The sequence below is a fragment of the Fimbriimonadaceae bacterium genome (assembly GCA_019638795.1).
In the GTDB taxonomy this organism is placed as follows: Bacteria; Armatimonadota; Fimbriimonadia; order Fimbriimonadales; family Fimbriimonadaceae; genus JAHBTB01.
Genome location: JAHBTB010000002.1, coordinates 176,277 through 193,205, shown reverse-complemented (window position 1 = coordinate 193,205; position 16,929 = coordinate 176,277). Strand labels below are relative to the sequence as shown.

General features: G+C 65.3%; 14 protein-coding genes. 10 read left to right on the top strand and 4 right to left on the bottom strand.

Translation table 11 applies throughout. From position 1 onward, the window contains the following. Positions 1-145: 145 nt before the first annotated feature. A complete protein-coding gene (locus KF857_04370) occupies positions 146-1,006 on the bottom strand; it encodes an HDOD domain-containing protein (GenBank protein MBX3111222.1) in 861 nt (286 codons plus the stop codon). An 82-nt stretch (positions 1,007-1,088) separates the two neighbouring features. On the opposite strand from KF857_04370, the gene KF857_04365 reads away from it, so the two are divergent. Genes KF857_04365 through KF857_04355 form a run of 3 tightly spaced genes read left to right on the top strand, consistent with a single transcriptional unit; the run spans position 1,089 to position 3,594 of the window. Then, complete coding sequence (locus tag KF857_04365) at positions 1,089-1,619, top strand: DUF177 domain-containing protein (GenBank protein MBX3111221.1); 531 nt, start codon at positions 1,089-1,091, stop codon at positions 1,617-1,619. Continuing rightward, a complete protein-coding gene (gene plsX / locus KF857_04360; GenBank protein ID MBX3111220.1) occupies positions 1,616-2,611 on the top strand; it encodes a phosphate acyltransferase PlsX in 996 nt (331 codons plus the stop codon). The genes KF857_04365 and plsX overlap by 4 nt, the downstream gene beginning before the upstream one ends. Before the next feature lie 2 nt (positions 2,612-2,613). Further along, a complete protein-coding gene (locus KF857_04355) occupies positions 2,614-3,594 on the top strand; it encodes a ketoacyl-ACP synthase III (protein MBX3111219.1) in 981 nt (326 codons plus the stop codon). Positions 3,595-3,597: 3 nt separating this feature from the next. Here the strand turns inward: KF857_04355 and mgtE are convergent, their stop codons facing one another. Continuing rightward, positions 3,598-4,959, bottom strand: a complete 1,362-nt coding sequence (gene mgtE / locus KF857_04350; protein ID MBX3111218.1) for a magnesium transporter — start codon at positions 4,957-4,959, stop codon at positions 3,598-3,600. 796 nt (positions 4,960-5,755) lie between these two features. On the opposite strand from mgtE, the gene KF857_04345 reads away from it, so the two are divergent. Further along, positions 5,756-7,312: a TROVE domain-containing protein gene (locus tag KF857_04345; GenBank protein ID MBX3111217.1), complete on the top strand. Its 1,557-nt coding sequence runs from the start codon at positions 5,756-5,758 to the stop codon at positions 7,310-7,312. A gap of 176 nt (positions 7,313-7,488) precedes the next feature. After that, a complete protein-coding gene (locus tag KF857_04340) occupies positions 7,489-8,112 on the top strand; it encodes a PEP-CTERM sorting domain-containing protein (GenBank protein ID MBX3111216.1) in 624 nt (207 codons plus the stop codon). Positions 8,113-8,176: 64 nt separating this feature from the next. On the opposite strand, the gene KF857_04335 is transcribed toward KF857_04340, so the two are convergent. Together KF857_04335 and pheA are read right to left on the bottom strand one after the other, a co-directional pair. Beyond that, positions 8,177-8,383 (bottom strand): hypothetical protein, encoded by a 207-nt coding sequence (locus KF857_04335; protein ID MBX3111215.1) that lies wholly within the window; start codon positions 8,381-8,383, stop codon positions 8,177-8,179. Positions 8,384-8,555: 172 nt separating this feature from the next. Further along, on the bottom strand, positions 8,556-9,653 hold the full coding sequence (gene pheA, locus KF857_04330; protein MBX3111214.1) for a prephenate dehydratase: 1,098 nt from the start codon (positions 9,651-9,653) through the stop codon (positions 8,556-8,558). 70 nt (positions 9,654-9,723) lie between these two features. On the opposite strand from pheA, the gene cdaA reads away from it, so the two are divergent. Genes cdaA through KF857_04305 form a run of 5 tightly spaced genes read left to right on the top strand, consistent with a single transcriptional unit; the run spans position 9,724 to position 16,922 of the window. Then, positions 9,724-10,563: a diadenylate cyclase CdaA gene (gene cdaA, locus KF857_04325; protein MBX3111213.1), complete on the top strand. Its 840-nt coding sequence runs from the start codon at positions 9,724-9,726 to the stop codon at positions 10,561-10,563. After that, on the top strand, positions 10,560-11,498 hold the full coding sequence (locus KF857_04320) for a hypothetical protein (protein MBX3111212.1): 939 nt from the start codon (positions 10,560-10,562) through the stop codon (positions 11,496-11,498). Before cdaA ends, KF857_04320 begins: the two co-directional genes overlap by 4 nt. Next, on the top strand, positions 11,495-12,253 hold the full coding sequence (locus tag KF857_04315; protein MBX3111211.1) for a GNAT family N-acetyltransferase: 759 nt from the start codon (positions 11,495-11,497) through the stop codon (positions 12,251-12,253). Before KF857_04320 ends, KF857_04315 begins: the two co-directional genes overlap by 4 nt. A 56-nt stretch (positions 12,254-12,309) precedes the next feature. Then, on the top strand, positions 12,310-15,438 hold the full coding sequence (locus tag KF857_04310; GenBank protein ID MBX3111210.1) for a DUF1549 domain-containing protein: 3,129 nt from the start codon (positions 12,310-12,312) through the stop codon (positions 15,436-15,438). Next, positions 15,435-16,922: a DUF1501 domain-containing protein gene (locus tag KF857_04305; GenBank protein ID MBX3111209.1), complete on the top strand. Its 1,488-nt coding sequence runs from the start codon at positions 15,435-15,437 to the stop codon at positions 16,920-16,922. Before KF857_04310 ends, KF857_04305 begins: the two co-directional genes overlap by 4 nt. The last annotated feature ends 7 nt before the right edge of the window (positions 16,923-16,929 follow it).

The following is a 16,929-nucleotide window of genomic DNA, read 5'->3' as shown; positions in this document are numbered from 1 at the left end:
AAAGCTCCTTTGTCCCGGCTTGCCAGCGTGGATTTCACACCACCTCTAGACTGCACGGCCAGGCACCATCAAAGGCGCCGGGCCGTGCTCCAAGCCGGAGCCTATGGTACCCAAAGGACGCGGGACTTATAGCTAATCGTTCGGATCAATCTGCGAGCCGGGCGAAATTGAGGGTCACGGCCGAAACCGCCTCGGCCAGTCGGGCGACCTTTTCGTCCCCCAAGGCAGTGAAGGCGCCTTGGGCCTCGGCAGCCGGGGCGTTGGCAAAGCCCATGTCGCAACCCATTTGGTGGGCGGCCAGGTCGGCGGTTTGGACGGCCTTCCCCAAGCCAGTCGCGTCCGATTTGTGGTGGCTGGCGGCGACGTCGGTGATGTCGGCGGGGAATCCCAACTGGCCCAGGAAGAGGGCGCCGGCCTCCTGGTGGTCGTATCCCAGCAGGTCCGCCTCCATGTCGTGGACTTGGGCTTCGGTGCCCGCGATCGGGCTGGAAGACCGGCCGTAGGTGTCCGGATTACCCCAGAGCATGACGGCGAGGCCGACGTTGTGCAACGCTCCGGCCACCCTTGCCCGGCTTGCGTCACCGCCCGACCAACCCGACACCAACCCGGCCGCCGCGGCCACCGCCACCGAGTGACGGGAGAACGCGGCGGGGTCCTTGCCCGCCGGCCAGGCGGTCTCGCGGAAGAGCATCGTGGTCGCCGCGCAGGTGTAGGCGTGGACGGCCAGACCGGGGCCCGCCGCGGCCGCGACCGCCCCGATCGACAGAAACTCCGCTCCACCGTCGCCGAACGCGCTCTTCGCGATTCCCTCGAGCGCCAGCTTCGTGCACGGCGACTCGGGCGCGACCAGCCGGTCGATCAGTCCAGGGTTCGCGTCGACTTGTTGCAAAAGTTGCGCCGCCCTCTTCAGCGACTCGGCACTCTTCAACGACTGCGTCGCCCGGGCGACGAGAGATCGCATCGCCCCGCGCCGGGGGTCTTGCGGCATCAAGCGGGAAACAGCCATGACCAAACAAATCATTGGCGCGCGAGGCCCGCAAACACATCCCTAACCATGCGGGGTCGGCCCAGGTAAAATCGCGTCCCCCATGAAGAAGGAGGACCTGCTGGATCTGAACGAAGCGGTCCAGAACCCGGGGAAGAAGCTGTCGTTCACCTTTTCGACGGCCCTCAACCAGGAGGAAGACCTCGACCTTGTCGAACCGGTCACCGGACAGATCGACGCGGTCAGCACCGGCAACATGTTGCTGGTCCAGACCGGACTTGAGTCGACCGCCGTCGTGGAGTGCGCGCGGTGTGGCGCCCCGATCGAGGTCAAGTTGAAGTTCCGGATGCAGGACGAGTTCGAGGTCGAGGGGGTGCCGAGCTGCTACGCCTCCGACGGGTACGCCAAGGTCGTCACCGACGAACCCGTCCCCCTCTTCAAGAACAACGCCCTCATCCGCGACAACTATGTGCGGCAGGGTCTGATCCTCAACATTCCCGTCCAGCCGCTCTGCTCGTTTGGTTGGGACGGCCCCTGTCCCAACGCCAAGAGCGGACGCGAAGATTTGACGACCCCCCATGGCCACCCCGCGTTTGCCGACCTTGGCGACCTTATGGGTGAGGACAAGTCTTGACCAGGGTCGCCCTCGACGGCATGGGCGGTGACCATGCCCCGGAACAGATCGTCCTCGGGGCGGTCCAAGCGGCGCACGAGTTCGACGGGGAAGTGATCCTCGTCGGTGACCCCGCCGTTCTCCAGCCGTTGATCGGTGACAAACCCGCCAACTTGCGCCTCCACCCGGCCAGCGAGGTCGTCGCGATGGACGAAAAGCCGGCCGACGCGATCCGGCGCAAGAAAGACTCCTCGATGGTCGTCGCGGCCGGCCTGGTCAAGTCGGGGGACGCGGACGCCTTTGTCTCGGCAGGCAACACCGGGGCGACGGCCGCGTCGGCCCTGCTGGGCTGGGGGCGGATCAAGGGGATCGACCGGCCCGCCATCGCCACCCAGTTCCCCAACAAGCACGGTCGGTTCCTGCTCCTAGACGCGGGCGCCAGCCCCGACGCCGACCCTCGCCAGATGCTGGAGTTCGCCCTGATGGGCCGCGCCTACGCCGAACGCGTGATGGGCCGCACGAAGCCCAAGGCGCATCTCCTGAACATCGGCGAGGAACCGGGCAAGGGCAACGCCTTCGCCAAAGAAGCCTATGACCTCATGGCCGGCCACGACTGGTTTGGCGGCAACATCGAGAGCAAGGAGATGTTCCGCAAGCCTGTGGACGTGGTGGTCTGCGACGCCTTTGTCGGGAACCTCGTGCTGAAAGCCTGCGAAGGCGTCGCCGAGCACATCATGGGCGAGATCCGCCGCGCTGTCCCGTCCGGGCCGGCCAAGCTCCTGTGGCTTCCTCTTCGCAAGGGACTGGCGCCGCTTCGCCAACAGATCGATTACCGCGAGTACGGCGGTTCGCCCCTGCTGGGGGTGAACGGTGTGTGTATCATCGCCCACGGGAGCAGCGACGCGAAGGCGGTGAAGAACGCCGTGCTGAACGGCGCGCGCGCCCACGAGCAAGGGCTCGTCCAGGCCATCCGCGAAAGCGTCGAGGCCGGCATCGGCAAAGGTACGTCATGAAGATCCGCAGCGTCGTCCAGGGTATCGGCCACGCCGTACCCGAAAAGGTCCTCACCAACGCCGACTTGGAGAAGCTCGTCGACACAAACGACGAGTGGATCACGCAGCGCACCGGGATCAAGGAGCGGCACATCTGTCGAGACGACGAGGCGGCCAGCGACCTCGCCGCCGTCGCGTCGCGAGAGGCCCTGGAACGGGCCGGGGTCGACCCTGCCGACTTGGACATGGTCATCGTCGCCACCGTCACTGGCGACTACATCTTTCCCAGCACCGCAGGCATCGTCCAAGACGCGGTCGGTGCCAAGAAGGCCGGTGCCTTCGACGTCCAGGCCGCTTGCGCCGGATCCATCTACGCCCTCAACGTCGCCGACGCGATGCTTAAGGCGGGGCACAGCAAGCGGATCCTCGTCGTCGGGGTCGACACCTTGTCCAAGTTCGTGAACTGGGAAGACCGTTCGACGTGCGTCCTTTTTGGCGACGGGGCCGGAGCGATGGTGCTCACCGCCGAAGAGGGCACCGACCGCGGCATTGTCAAGACCGTGCTTCTGAGCGACGGCAGCGGAGCCGCGCACATCTGTCTTGAGGTCGGTGGCTCGCGCTATCCCCTGGCCCGGCACTACAGCGAGCCGCACAACCACTACATCTATATGAACGGGGCGGAGACATACCGCTTTGCCGTCAAGGCCATCGGCGATGCGTGTTGCCGGGTCCTCGAAGAGGCAGGGCTCCACTCCGACGACGTGGACCTCTTTGTCCCCCACCAAGCCAACCTGCGCATCATTGAGAGTGCCGCGGCCCGCATCGAGCTTCCGCCCGAGAAGGTGTTCGTCAACATCCACAAGTACGGCAACACATCGGCGGGGTCCATCCCCCTGGGCCTGTACGAGGCGGACAAAGAAGGTCGGCTCAAGAAGGGCGACCTGGTCTTGACCGTCGGCTTTGGCGCGGGCCTTGTCTGGGGCGCGAACCTGATCCGCTGGTAGGCCTCACGTCAACCAGGGAAGCAGCAGACTCGCCACCCAGAGCAGCACGGCGAACCCGATCACGTCCTGGAACGCGGTCTCGAACGGGCCGGCCGTCGCGGCGGGGTCAAACCCCAGACGTTTGGAGACGATTGGGATCACCGTCCCCATGAACCCGGCGGTCAGCATGCTGGCGAACATCGCCGTGCCGATCACGACCCCGAAGAACGGATGCCTTGACCAGACCGCCCCGACCGCGCCGAGAAGGATCCCGCAGGCCCCGGCCATCAAGAGGGTCGTCCAAAACTCCTTGCGCACAGCCCGGCGGGTGTCTCTGATCTTCACGTGACCGGTGTCGAGGCCGCGGACAACGATGGCCGCCGCCTGCAACCCGACGTTTCCCGAAATCGCCGAGATCACCGGCATAAACGAGGCGAGGAGGATCACTTTGGTCAGGACGGCGTCAAACCGGGAGATCACGGCCCCGGCGAACAACTCGATGGCCATCGTGCCGAGGAGCCACGGCAGACGCATCCGGGCGACCTGGGCCGGGCTGCGCCGGTCCATCTCTTCCGCGTCGGTGCCGACCATTTTGGCGATGTCGTCGGTGAACCCCTCGACCATGACGTCGATGACGTCGTCGACGGTCACGATCCCGACAAACCGGCCGTCTTTGTCGAGCACCGGGATCGCAAACAGGTCGTACTTGGCGACCAAGCGGGCGACTTCCTGGGCGTCGGTGTCCGTCGCCACCGTCACAAGGTCGGTCGTCATCAGGTCGCGGACCGCTTCGGTGCTGTCGGCCAAGACCAGGTCCCGCATCGAAAGGACGCCGAGCAAGACCGAACCCCCGTTCCCGACGACGTAGAGGTCGGTGAGCGTCTCTGCCTCGCGCCCCTGGAGCCGTACGGAAGCAGTGGCCGCTTGGACTGACTGCCAGGGCCGAAGCCTCACAAAGTTGTCCGTCATGAGTCGGCCCGCCGTACCTTCGGGGTGGGCCAACAGGCCGCGGACCGCCTTGGCGTCGCTGGGGGCCCGGTGCTCCAGCAGGGCGAGCAACTCGGCGGCCACATCGGCGTCTGAATTGGCCAGCACGTCGGCCGCCTCGTCGACCGGCATGGCGTCGAGGAGGGCGACAAGCCTTTCTCGCGGCGTGTTCTCGACGAGGAACTCGACCAAAGACGGGCTGAGGTCGTCGAAGAGGTCGACCGCACGGTCGTTGTCCAGGGCGGCGAACACGGCCAAGGACTCGGAGTCGGACAGGGTGCCGAGCGCCTCGGCGACGTCCACGGCCCGGGCGGTGCCGAGGGCGTCGTCCAAGGGTGCGCCGGTGGCAAGTGCCGCTTGAAGCCGGGCGGCCAGATCGAGGGTGGTTGTGGTCTCCATCGCGTGGTCCTTGCGGGAGACAGAAACAGGGCCTTCCGACATCCGGAAGGCCCTGTCAGAAGACAAGGCAAAGGATATCGACTGGCTAGGTGGGCTCCGCGCCCCGTCTACTACTGTCGCTGTCCATTTGCTCCCTCACGTTACCCACCCGTGTCTTGGGCATGACCCCAAGGACCCCCTGTCCACGAATGGTTTGTCTGACAAGGGCACTTGACAAATGGGGTTAGGACTTTCGGAGCAAATGACTCACGACCTGTATCCATGGCGTCGGTCACGCTGTCAAAGTGTCCACCTCGCCACGACATGAGGCGAGACGATTGGACGTGCAGATGGCAAGACGTGACCAAGAAAACGGGTGCGCAAATTGACGCGCTCGGCGCTAGCCTCCTGACGGACTGAACCTTCACCCAAGGCCCCGGTCCGTCAGACAGACGAACCTTGTGGGCCGGCCTCCCGATCCGGGACGGCACCCCCCGACCAAACAAAACGACCTAAGTCTTCGCCCGGCGGACGCGTCCGGTCGTGGACTGGCCGGTGGCCAAGCGGGCCGCCGAGGGACGGCGATCAATCGGGCCGCGACGGACTCCTTTCGAGGGGCCGGGCGCATGCCTGCCCGTGCCTCATCCTTTGCCCGCTCGGTCCACCGCCGTGGGTCGCTCATGCCCGGCCGTACCGCCATGGCTAGGCAATGGCCCAGGGGTCGAATCCTCTCTGGCCTGAGCCGGTAGTCCAATGTGGGGCGTGCGGGCCCTGACCATGACAAGAGAAGACAAGGGAACGATAAGGAGAGAAGACGATGCGGTTCACCCGGCACTTTGCTGACAAGAGGGTCCCTAAGAGACATCCCGTGACGGGCGGGAGCCAGGCCGACCCCACGGTGGGCGGTTTTGTGTTGCAGGCCGACGAATGGAAGTTGCTCGACCGGTTCTTGGTCTTGGGCACGGAGGGCGGCACCTACTATGTCAACGAGCAAGACCTGACTCTTGAACAGGCCGAGAACGCCCTCAAACTCGTCAAGGGGGAGGGCGGAAAGGTCGTCGAGCGTGTTGTGCAGACGGCCCGGTCGGGCCGGGCTCCCAAGCCTGGCCCCGGACTGTTCGTCCTCGCCATGGCCGCCTCGTTGGGAGATATGGAGACGAGGAGGTCGGCCTTTGCCGCCCTGCCCAAAGTAGCGAGGACGGGGACCCACCTGTTCCAGTTTGTCAGCGAGGCCGAGTGCCTGCGGGGTTGGGGGCGGGCGATGCGCACGGCGGTCGGCCGTTGGTACAACGAGGCCGACCCGGGTGACGTCGCCTATCAGGCGATGCGGTACCAGCAGAGAGGTGGTTGGGGCCATCGCGACCTCCTGCGCCTTGCCCATCCCAAGCCGGTCGACGAGGCCCACCGGGTGGTTTACAAATGGATCGTGGACGGGGAGTTGGTGGGTGCCGAGCCCAGGCTGGAGGCGTTTGAGCGTCTCAAGCGGTCGAGCGACGCCCGGGAGGCCGCCCAGCTTGTGCGCGAGCATGACCTGCCCCGGGAATGCGTCCCGGCGTCGCTCCTGAACTGTGCGGAAGTGTGGGAAGCCCTGCTGGCCAACATGCCCCTCGCCGCCATGGTGCGGAACCTGGGCAACATGTCTCAGGTCGGCTTGCTTGGCGCGGGATCGCACGCGGTGAGGGAGGTCGTGCGGCGGCTCGACGACTTCCAACGCATCAAAGTGGCCCGTGTCCATCCGGTCACCCTCCTGACCGGGCTGAAGGTCTATCGCCAGGGCGACCGGCAGTGGAACGCCGTGCCGGAGGTCGTCGACGCCCTTGACGCCGCGTTCTACCGGTCGTTCGAGGCGGTCGAACCGACCGGCAGGCGGTATGTGCTTGGGATCGACGTGTCCGGGTCGATGAACTGGGCGACGGTGGGCGGCACCCCGCTCTCGGCCTGCGAGGCGGCGACGGCGATGGCGTTGGTGACGATGGCGACGGAGTCCGAAGTCACCCCGATGGCGTTCGCCGAATCCTTCAGCCGCCTGCCCTTCACGCGCCGGACCAATCTGTCCGACGCCATGGCGCACACCCAGGCCCGAAACTTCGGGGGTACCGATTGCGCCTTGCCAATGGTGTGGGCGGCCAAGAACAAGGTCATGGCCGACGTCTTTGTCGTCTACACCGACAACGAGCCTGTGTACGGGGACGTCCACCCGGTCCAGGCCCTAGAGGAGTACCGCCAGAAGACCGGTGTCCCCGCCAAGTTGGTCGTCGTGGGGATGTGCGCCAGCCGGTTCAACGTGGCCGACCCGGCCGACCTGGGGACCCTCGACGTCGTGGGCTTCGACGCCACCGTGCCCTTGGCGCTGAGGGAGTTCGTCCTCGCCTAGTCGAGCCTGAACGTTACAAGAAATCCACCACGTAACGCTTAATGCCCGTATTCATGCGAGAAGGCCCCAAATTGGCACATTTCATGTCGTGTTTTATCGCTACACTTCAGTGATCCCGATCGGCCCTTGGGCCGCTTCACTGTAGAGGACGCGCTATGTACAAACACACTCTTGCCTTGTCGGTCCTCGCTGTGGCCTTTGCCGCCCAAGCGAGCGCGACCGAACTCGTCGTCAACGGCGGCTTCGAAGACCAGCCCAACTGGAACGGCGGTATCTCCCACGACGGGAGCTACACGGCCTTCACCGGCGCCGACATCCCGGGCTGGACCATCGCCGACGGTCATGCCGCCACCATCCACAACCACGGCTACCCCTACATCAGCGGGACGTATAGCCTGAACACCGACGGAGAAGGCTACAACGGGCACAACGTCGACATCTACCAGGACGTCACCCCTGGCCTGGGCTCGCAAAACACCCTTTCCTTCAGTTGGAAGATTTGGTACGAGAACGACGTGCCCAAGCTTGACGTCTCCCTGACCGACCTGGTCACCTTAAACACCATCTACCACGGCAACTTTGGCCAGCCCGACAGCGACGTCCACAACGAGTCGTTCAACTTTGTCGGGACGGGCAACGCGCTGCGGTTGGAGATCAAGGAGTCGCCGGAGACGGGCTACAACGACAACGCCTTCATTGTCGACGACTTCAGCATCCGGACTGAGTCGGTGCCCGAGCCGTTTACCCTCGCTGGTCTCACCTTGGCCGGCGTCTTCGCCGCCCGACGCCGCAAGGCCTGACGGGCAACCGGCCTTGAGAAGTCCTCTGCCCTTAGGGGGGCAGGGGATTTCTCGTTTGCGGGCCTCAGCTGGCGTAGGGTTGAGACTTGATGCTGAACGTCAACTCACGCTCGAGCATCAGCCCGTTGATCTCGGAAAGGTGGACGGTGCGGATCTCCGGGCGGAGGAGCAGGCGGGACAAGTACGCGCTCAGTTCTTCGGCCTCCTCGCGCGACAAAACGATGTCGACGTCGGTCAGGTGCTTGCCCGATTCGTAGTCCCTGATTTCCATGGATTCCCCTGTGGCCCGACGTGCCCCGCAACCCTCCTTACCGGCCTCTGACGTCTCATACGTTCCGGAGTTCTGCGGTTGCGCCTCTCAGATGGTCGGTCGGCCTTCTCATAGGTTCCAGACAACCCCGCACAAGGACCGGTGAGTAGCCCGGTCAAAGGACCCAGGCCGGCTAGTTCGACAGGTTCGGGTCGTGGCTGGGGTAGCTGCCGAGCACGACGGTCTCCATCGCCTCTTCGCGGATCTCGGCCAGAGCGTCCGCCACGTGGGGTTCGGTGTGATGGCCCCCGCAGTCAACGTAGAAGATGTACTCGAACGCCGCCCTCTGGGCGGGCCGCGACTCGATCATGAGCAGGTTGACACCATGCTTTTTGAACGAACCCAACACCGCGTAAAGCTCGCCCGGCCGGTTGCGGAGGTTGAACATCAGGGTCGTCTTGTCCGAGCCGCTCGGGGCTGGCGTGTTATGGCCGAGGACGACGAACCGCGTGCGGTTGTTGCTCTGGTCCTCGATGTGGTCGGCAAGGACGTCGAGGTCGTAAGTCTCCAAGCACAGGCGGTTGGCGATGGCCGCCCCGGTGTGGTCCTCGAGGGCCTTCTCGGCCGCGCGGGCGGTCGGGGCCATGTCCACGACTTCGGCGTGGGGGACGTGCTCACGCAGCCAGTGGCGGCACTGGGCGGCGGGCTGGGGCCCCGCGTACACCCGCTTCACATCGGCCAAAGACCGCGCCCGTGACCCGAGGTGGTGGTGGACTTCAATAAATGTCTCAGCGCAAATCTTGACGTTAGTCGAAGGAAACATGTCGAGGGTCTCGGGGATGACGCCGGCGGTGGAGTTCTCGATGGGAGCTAGGCCGTAGTCGGCCTGCCCATGGTCCACGGCAAGGAACACCTCGCGGATCGAGTCGACCGGCAGCAGTTCGACGCTCCGCCCGAACGTCTCCACCGCGGCTTGGTGGCTGTACGTCCCCACCGGGCCCCAAAAAGCGATCGTCAGGGTCTTTTCTGCCGCCCGGCCCGCGGAGATGATCTCCCGAAAGATAGCGATCAGGTGGGATTTCTTAAGGGCTCCTGACTCGACCTTGGACAACTTCTCGTAGATCTGCCGTTCTCGTTCGGGGGTGAAGAAAGGTCGGTTGTCGCCGCCCTTGATGCGCCCGACTTCCTGGGTCAGGGCCGTCCGCCGCGCGAGGGCCTTGACCAGCGCGTCGTCGACCGCGTCGATGTCGGCGCGGACCTCGTCCAGTGACCTCAGAGGCGGCTCGTCCACGAGGAAGATTATGGCGTGGCGTCGAGTCGGGGGTCGGCCGAGGCTGGACTAAGCTAAACTGGCGGCGAGCTTGAACGAAGAGCTGAACGCCCTGCGGGCCCGCCTTTCCGGGCTCTGGAACCCCGCCGACGCCCTCATCAACTGGATCGACATCCTGTTGGTCGCGTTCATCCTGTTCCGCCTTCTCAAGCTCGTCCAGGGACGCCGGGCCTGGAGCATCCTGTTCGGGATCGGGATCTTTGTCGTCGTCTATCTGGTCAGCGACCGGCTGCACCTCCGGACCCTTCACACCTTGCTGGACAAGGCGTCGGTACTCGCCCCCGTGGCCGTCGTCGTCCTCTTTCTTCCCGAACTCCGCCAAGCCCTCGAAGGATTGGCGCGGCTGGGTTTTTGGAACGAGAAGTTGTCGGCGCGGTTCCTCACGGGTGGCGCCCCCCACGCCAAGCCCAGCTTTGAGGACGTCGTCTTGGCCGCGGACTCACTGGCCAAGTCGCACACCGGCGCGCTGATCGTCATCGAGCGTGAACGGAGCGCCCGGCTCGACGACGTCGTCGCCAACGGGGTCCGCGTCGAGGCTTTGGCGACGACGACCCTGCTGGAGACGATTTTTTACGGCGAGAACCCGCTCCATGACGGTGCCGTCGTCATCCGCGGTGACGTGATCTTGGCGGCCGGTTGCCGGTTGCCGCTCAGCGAGAGCGCCAAGGTCGACCGGAACAAGCATCTTCGGCACCGGGCGGGTCTTGGCATTTCAGAGGTGACCGACTGCATCGTGGTCATCGTCAGTGAGGAGCGCGGCCGGATCAGTGTCGCGTACGACGGGAAACTCGTCGATATCGAGCATATCCAGGACCTGAGGGCTTTCCTGAGAAGAGAGTTGCTCGACGAAGTGGAGGCGCCCAAGCCATGAAGCGGCAAGACATCGCCCTGTTCCTCCTGTCGTTCGTCCTGACGATCCTCATGTGGCTGGCCGTCGGCGAGCCGACGCGCAACAAGGTCTTCAACGTGCCCTTGACCATCGAGACCCGTGACGGGATCGCCGCCGTCTATCCGCCTGCGGTGGTGAGCGTGGACGTGACGGGTAGCCAGGCCTCCATGGACCGCCTGCGCGAACAAGACCTGCGGGCGTTTGCCAACGTCACCGGCTATGGTGAAGGCAACGTCAACGCAAGGATCATGGTGCAGGGCCCCAAAGACCTCGACCTCACCTACACGCCGCGAGACGCGATCAAACGCATCAGCCTGGAGAAGGAGGTCCGCGCCACCTTCGCCGTCGAGTTCCGTCAACCCGGCCCGGAGGGTCTCACCGCAGGCACGGTGCCGCCCAAAGTGCTTGTCCGCGGGCCCGAGTCGGTGGTGGCGCAGGTCGCCCGGGCCGTGGTCGGTTACGACCTGAACAAGGAGGCGGAGGGGCAAGAGACGAGGTGGAAGGTCGAGCTTCTGGACCGCGAGAGCAAGCCGGTCACTGCCTTGGTCGTGGAACCCGACACCGTCGAGATCGACGCCAACCTCCTTTCCCTGGGCCCGCGGTCATTGGTTGTGGCGCCGTCCCTCTTTGGCCAGCCGGCCAAGGGGTTCAAATACGCGGGGACGACGATCAAGCCGCCCGTCCTCAAGGCCCAGGTGCCGCCCGAGCTGGCGTCCACCTTGGCGAGCCTGTCCACCGAGTCTGTCCATATTGAGAACGCGAGTGCCGACGTGACCGTCAAGGTCAAGGTCATCTTGCCCGAGGGTGTCCGCTTGTTCAGCCCGAACGAGGTCGAGGTGACGGTGAAGGTGGTCCCCGACCCTGCCGCTCCGCCGCCGACGCCACCGGCCGCTAAGCCCCAGGGGAAGAGGGGTTGAGGGAGTTCAGGCCGATCCGCCCCGGCGAGGAGGAGGCGTTCTTGTCGGTGTTGTGCGAGGTTTTCGAACTGGACCAAGACCGCGCCCGGCTGGTGTTCTTCAGCGAACCGTTCTTCGACCTTGACCGCAAGTGGGCCGCGTTCGAGGGCGGACGGCTGGTGTCGATCCTGACGACCACGCCGCTCCACTTTGGTTGGGGCGAGGCCGACGGCATCGCCGGTGTCGCGACGCTGCCCGACGCGCGGGGACAAGGGTTGGCTGGCGGGCTCGTCGAGGCCGCCCTCGCCGGAGCGGGCCCGGCCTTACTCTTTGCCGAACGGGCCAGAGTCTACGAAAAGGTCGGGTTCCAAGTCATCGACGAGGTCGTCCGATGCGACATCGAAATCGACATGCACCAAGCCGAGACCCACGCCTTGTCGAACGACGAGGTGAGGCATGTCTATGCCGAGTGGGCCGAACAGAGTCCCGACAGGCTCCGCCGGGACGACCAGCGGTGGCGCTATTGGGAATGGGTCTCCCGCCCATGCGAGCCGTTTGACGGCGGCTACATCTGCCACGAGGCGATGGTCTGTCGGGAGGCGGTGGTCAACAACCGCTATGCGCGGTGGCCGGTCATGCCGGGCAGCCAGTGGGTAGGGACCAGAGGGATGCTCGATGTCGTGGCCGTCCCGGCCGGGCCGCCCCGGCACGAACTCTGGCTCATGGGCCGGGGATTTTCACGGAAACCCCAGATGTTCATGACCGACCAGTTCTAGAGACGTTGACACTTTCCAGACTCCAAAGCGTAGCAAAGCCTGGCTAAACTGAGACCATGTGCAGCAGGTTGGGCTCCTTGACGGCTTTGGCGGCGGGAACGGGGGCTTTGGCCGTGGCCGTGGTCCTTCCGTCGGCACAGACCAAGAAGCCGGACAAAGTCGAGTTCAACCGCGACGTCCGCCAGATATTGGGCAAGTGTGTCGATTGCCATGGGCCGAGCTCGGGAGAGGGTGCGGGCGGCCTCCGGCTGGACACCTTCGCCGGGGCGACCAAGCAGTTACCGGACGGCAAACGAGGCGTCGTCCCGGGCAAGCCCGACGAGAGCGAACTGATCAAGCGGATCATGGCGACGGACGAAAACGTCGTCATGCCGCCCCCCAGCTCGCACAAGAAGCTGGGCAAAGAAGAGAAGCAGACACTCCGTGACTGGATCGAGCAGGGGGCGGAGTACAAGGAGCACTGGGCTTTTGTCAAGCCAGTCCGGCCCCCCTTGCCTACCGTCAAGGAAAGCTCTTGGCCCAAGAACGCGATCGACCGCTTCGTCCTCGCGAACCTGGAGGCCCACGGCCTCTCGCCCGAAGGCGAGGCCGACCGTCCGACCCTCGTCCGCCGGGTGTCGCTCGACCTCACCGGACTGCCGCCCACCCCGGCGGAAGTCGACGCGTTCGTCAACGACAAGTCGCCCGACGCCTATGAGAAGGTCGTCGACCGGTTGCTCGCCTCGCCCCGCTATGGCGAGCGGATGGCGATGGACTGGATGGACTACGCCCGGTATGCCGACAGCAACGGCTACCAGGCCGACTTCCAACGCTTCCAATCGCGGTGGCGTGACTGGGTCATCGACGCCTTCAACAAGAACATGCCGTATGACCAGTTCACGGTCGAACAGCTCGCCGGAGACCTCCTGCCCAACGCGACGATGGAGCAGAGGTTGGCCACGGGATTCAACCGGAACCACCGGATCAACACAGAGGGCGGCGTCATTGCCGAAGAATGGCGGGTCGAGACCGTCATCGACCGGGTCGAGACCACCTCGGCCACGTGGCTCGGGCTCACGGCCGGCTGTGCCCGGTGCCATGACCACAAGTACGACCCGATCAGCCAGAAGGACTTCTATCGTCTCTTCGCCTACTTCAACAACGTCCCCGAGTCGGGGACAGGTGAGGAGCGCCCGGTCAACCATCCGCCGACCATGCCTGCCCCGACCAAAGCGCAGTCCGCCCGCTTGGCCCACTTGGGCAAGGTCGTCGACCAGTTGGACGCGTGGCTCGACGCCGAGGCGGCAAAGAAGGAGTCCGTCGCCGCGGCGTGGCGTCCCGCCAACCTTCTGGGCGAGGTCAAGGACGGCCTGGTCGCCCGGTACCGCCTTGTGCCGGGGACGGGCAAGGCCGAAGGTGAGGTCAGCTATGGGCCCGGCCGGGCCACCGGGGCGGTGACGACGGGTGCCAAGGGATTCGTCAACCTGGGACAGGTCGGCGACTTTGAACGAGACCAGCCGTTCAGCTTCGCCCTGTGGGTCGACCCCCGGAGCGGGGAGGGCGCGCCGCTCGCCCGAATGGACTCGAACAACGGGTTCCGTGGGTGGGAGTGCTCGGTGGTCGGTGGCCGGCCGCAGGCCCATATCATCAACAAGTGGCCGGAGAACGCGCTGAAGGTCTCGGCAAAGGAGACCATCCCGAAGAACGCATGGTCGCACCTGGTCGTCACCTATGACGGCTCTTCCAAGGCCGCCGGCATGAAGATGTACATCAACGGTCGACCGGTGGCCCTGAACGTGGACATGGACACCTTGTCTGCCACGACGCGGACGACCGTCGACACCCGGGTCGGGCGTCGCACCGACTCGGAGCAGTTCGACGGCGCTGTCGACGACGTGGCGGTCTTCAACCGCGCGCTCACCCCCGCCGAAGCCGCCACACTGGCCTCGACGTCACCGGCCCTGCCCGTCGTCTCCGTCGACCCGAGTAAGCGCACCCCGGCCCAGAAGCGCGAGATGGCCCGCTTCTATTGCTTGGCCACTGACCCCGGGTTCGCCGCCCGGGACAAACAGCGGGCCGCGGCCGTGCGCGAACGCGACGAGATCAACGCGGCGGTCCCCAACGTGATGGTGATGGCCGAGATGCCCAAGCCCCGCGACTGCTTTGTCCTTGAGCGAGGCCAATACGACCACCACGGCGAGAAGGTCACCGCCGGTCTGCCTTCGTTCCTGCCGCCCATGCCCAAGGGAGTCCCGAACAACCGGCTCGGCCTCGCCTACTGGATCGTGTCGCCCGACAACCCCCTCACCGCCCGCGTGACGGTGAACCGGATGTGGGAACGGCTGTTCGGCAACGGGATCGTCGGGACGATCGAGGACTTTGGCACCCGGGCCGACTACCCGACCGACCCAGAGCTGCTCGACTGGCTCGCCACAGAGTTGGTGAGACTGAAGTGGGATTTGAAGGCGATGTGGCGCGAGCTGGTGACGAGCGCGGCATACCGCCAGTCCTCCGTCGTCTCGCCGCTGAAGCGCGAGAAGGACCCTGACAACAAGCTGGTCTCGCGTGGCCCCCGTTTCCGCCTCAAGGGCGAGGTCATCCGCGACCAGGCGCTCTATGTCAGTGGGCTCCTCGTCGAGAAGATCGGGGGAGAGTCGGTGCGGCCCTACATGCCAGACGGCGTCTGGGACGAGACCAACGTCTACGGCAACCTCCGCAACTACAAGCACGACACCGGCGACGGGCTGTACCGGCGGAGCCTCTACACGATCTGGAAGCGGACCGCGGCCCCACCGAACATGCTGCTGTTCGACGTGCCGTCGCGCGAGACCTGCCGGGTGCACCGCGCCCGGACGGACACGCCTCTCCAGGCCCTGACCCTGATGAACGACGTCACGTATGTCGAGGCCTCCCGAGTGCTGGCCGAGCGGATGCTCCGGGAAGGGGGGCCGACCGCGGCGTCGCGGATCGCCTATGGGTTCCAGCTTGTCCTCAGCCGTAAGCCCACCGCCCAGGAGGTCGCTGTCTTGGACAAGGGTTTGGAATCGCGGATCGCCAAGTACCGGGCTGCTCCCCGTGAAGCCGACAAGATCCTTGCCGAGGGCGACAAGCTGCCGGACCCGAGTCTCGACCGGCCGACCCTCGCCGCCTACGCGGTGACCGCCAGCACCCTGCTCAACCTCGACGAAACGGTGACGAAAGAATGAACGAGAGCGAAAACTACCGCCTGCAAGACCAGTTCAACCGGCGCACGTTCCTCCGGCGGACGGGCGGGCTCGGCCTTGCCGCCCTGATGGGCATCTTGGGCGACGAAGGGTTCGCCGCCGTCAACCCCTTTGGCGACGGTCAAGGGAAAGCCTTGAAGCGGGTCGGCGGCCTCAGAGACGTGCCCCACTTCCCGGCAAAGGCCAAGCGGGTCATCTACCTCTTCCAATCGGGTGCGCCGAGCCAAATGGAGCTCTACGACAACAAGCCCCACCTGTTGGACAAACGCAAGACCGAGCTCCCTGCCTCGGTCCGGATGGGCCAGCGGCTCACCGGTATGACGAGCGGTCAGAAGTCGTTCCCCGTCGCGCCGAGCGTGTTCAAGTTCAACAAACACGGCCAAAGCGGGATGGAACTGAGCGAGTTGCTCCCCCACCTCGGCTCGGTGGCCGACGACCTGTGCTTGGTCCGGTCGATGTTCACCGAGGCGATCAACCACGACCCGGCGGTGACCTTCGTCCAGTCCGGGGTCCAGCTTGCCGGGCGTCCGAGCATCGGCGCCTGGCTCAGCTATGGCCTGGGCACGATGAACAGCGACCTGCCCGCCTACGTCGTCCTCACCAGCGTCGGCTCGGGGCGCAAGGACGACCAGCCGCTCTACGACCGTCTGTGGGGCTCTGGGTTCCTGCCCACCCAATACCAGGGGGTCAAGTTCCGCAACACCGGCGACCCCGTGCTTTTCATCAGCGACCCGCACGGCATCGACCGGGAGACTCGGCGTGAGATGCTCGACGAGCTGATGGGCCTGAACACGATCCGCCGCAGTGTGACGGGCGACCCTGAGATCGACACGCGCATCAGCCAGTACGAGCTGGCCTTCCGGATGCAGGCTTCGGTGCCCGAGCTTCTCGACATCAAGTCCGAGCCGTCCTCGATTCTGGAAATGTACGGCCCCGACGTCACCCGTAAGGGGTCGTTCGCCTACAACTGTCTGCTCGCCCGGCGCATGGCCGAGCGCGGCGTCCGGTTTGTCCAGCTCTTCCACATGGGGTGGGACCAACACTTCAACCTCCCGACCGCGATCAAGGGCCAGGCCGGCGACATCGACCAGCCCAGCGCCGCGTTGATCAAAGACCTGAAGCAACGGGGCATGTTCGACGACACCCTCGTCGTCTGGGGCGGCGAGTTCGGGAGGACGGTGTACTCCCAGGGTGAACTGACCGAGACCAACTACGGCCGTGACCACCATCCCCGGTGCTTCTCGGTCTGGATGGCCGGGGGCGGCATCAAGGGCGGCGTGACCTACGGCAAGACCGACGACTACTCGTACAACATCGTCGAAAACCCCGTGAGTGTCCACGACCTCCACGCGACGATGCTCCACCTGCTGGGCATCGACCACGAACGTCTGACCTACCGCTACCAGGGTCGCGACTTCCGCCTGACCGACGTCGCTGGCGAGGTGGTCTCAGACTTGCTGGCCTGACCCGGTT

What these genes read in the sequence shown, in the direction of transcription:
- KF857_04370 (MBX3111222.1), bottom strand. Translation starts at nt 1,006, where the DNA reads ATGGCTGTTTCCCGCTTGATGCCGCAAGACCCCCGGCGCGGGGCGATG.
- KF857_04365 (MBX3111221.1), top strand. Translation starts at nt 1,089, where the DNA reads ATGAAGAAGGAGGACCTGCTGGATCTGAACGAAGCGGTCCAGAACCCG.
- mgtE (MBX3111218.1), bottom strand. Translation starts at nt 4,959, where the DNA reads ATGGAGACCACAACCACCCTCGATCTGGCCGCCCGGCTTCAAGCGGCA.
- KF857_04345 (MBX3111217.1), top strand. Translation starts at nt 5,756, where the DNA reads ATGCGGTTCACCCGGCACTTTGCTGACAAGAGGGTCCCTAAGAGACAT.
- KF857_04335 (MBX3111215.1), bottom strand. Translation starts at nt 8,383, where the DNA reads ATGGAAATCAGGGACTACGAATCGGGCAAGCACCTGACCGACGTCGAC.
- KF857_04320 (MBX3111212.1), top strand. Translation starts at nt 10,560, where the DNA reads ATGAAGCGGCAAGACATCGCCCTGTTCCTCCTGTCGTTCGTCCTGACG.
- KF857_04310 (MBX3111210.1), top strand. Translation starts at nt 12,310, where the DNA reads ATGTGCAGCAGGTTGGGCTCCTTGACGGCTTTGGCGGCGGGAACGGGG.
- KF857_04305 (MBX3111209.1), top strand. Translation starts at nt 15,435, where the DNA reads ATGAACGAGAGCGAAAACTACCGCCTGCAAGACCAGTTCAACCGGCGC.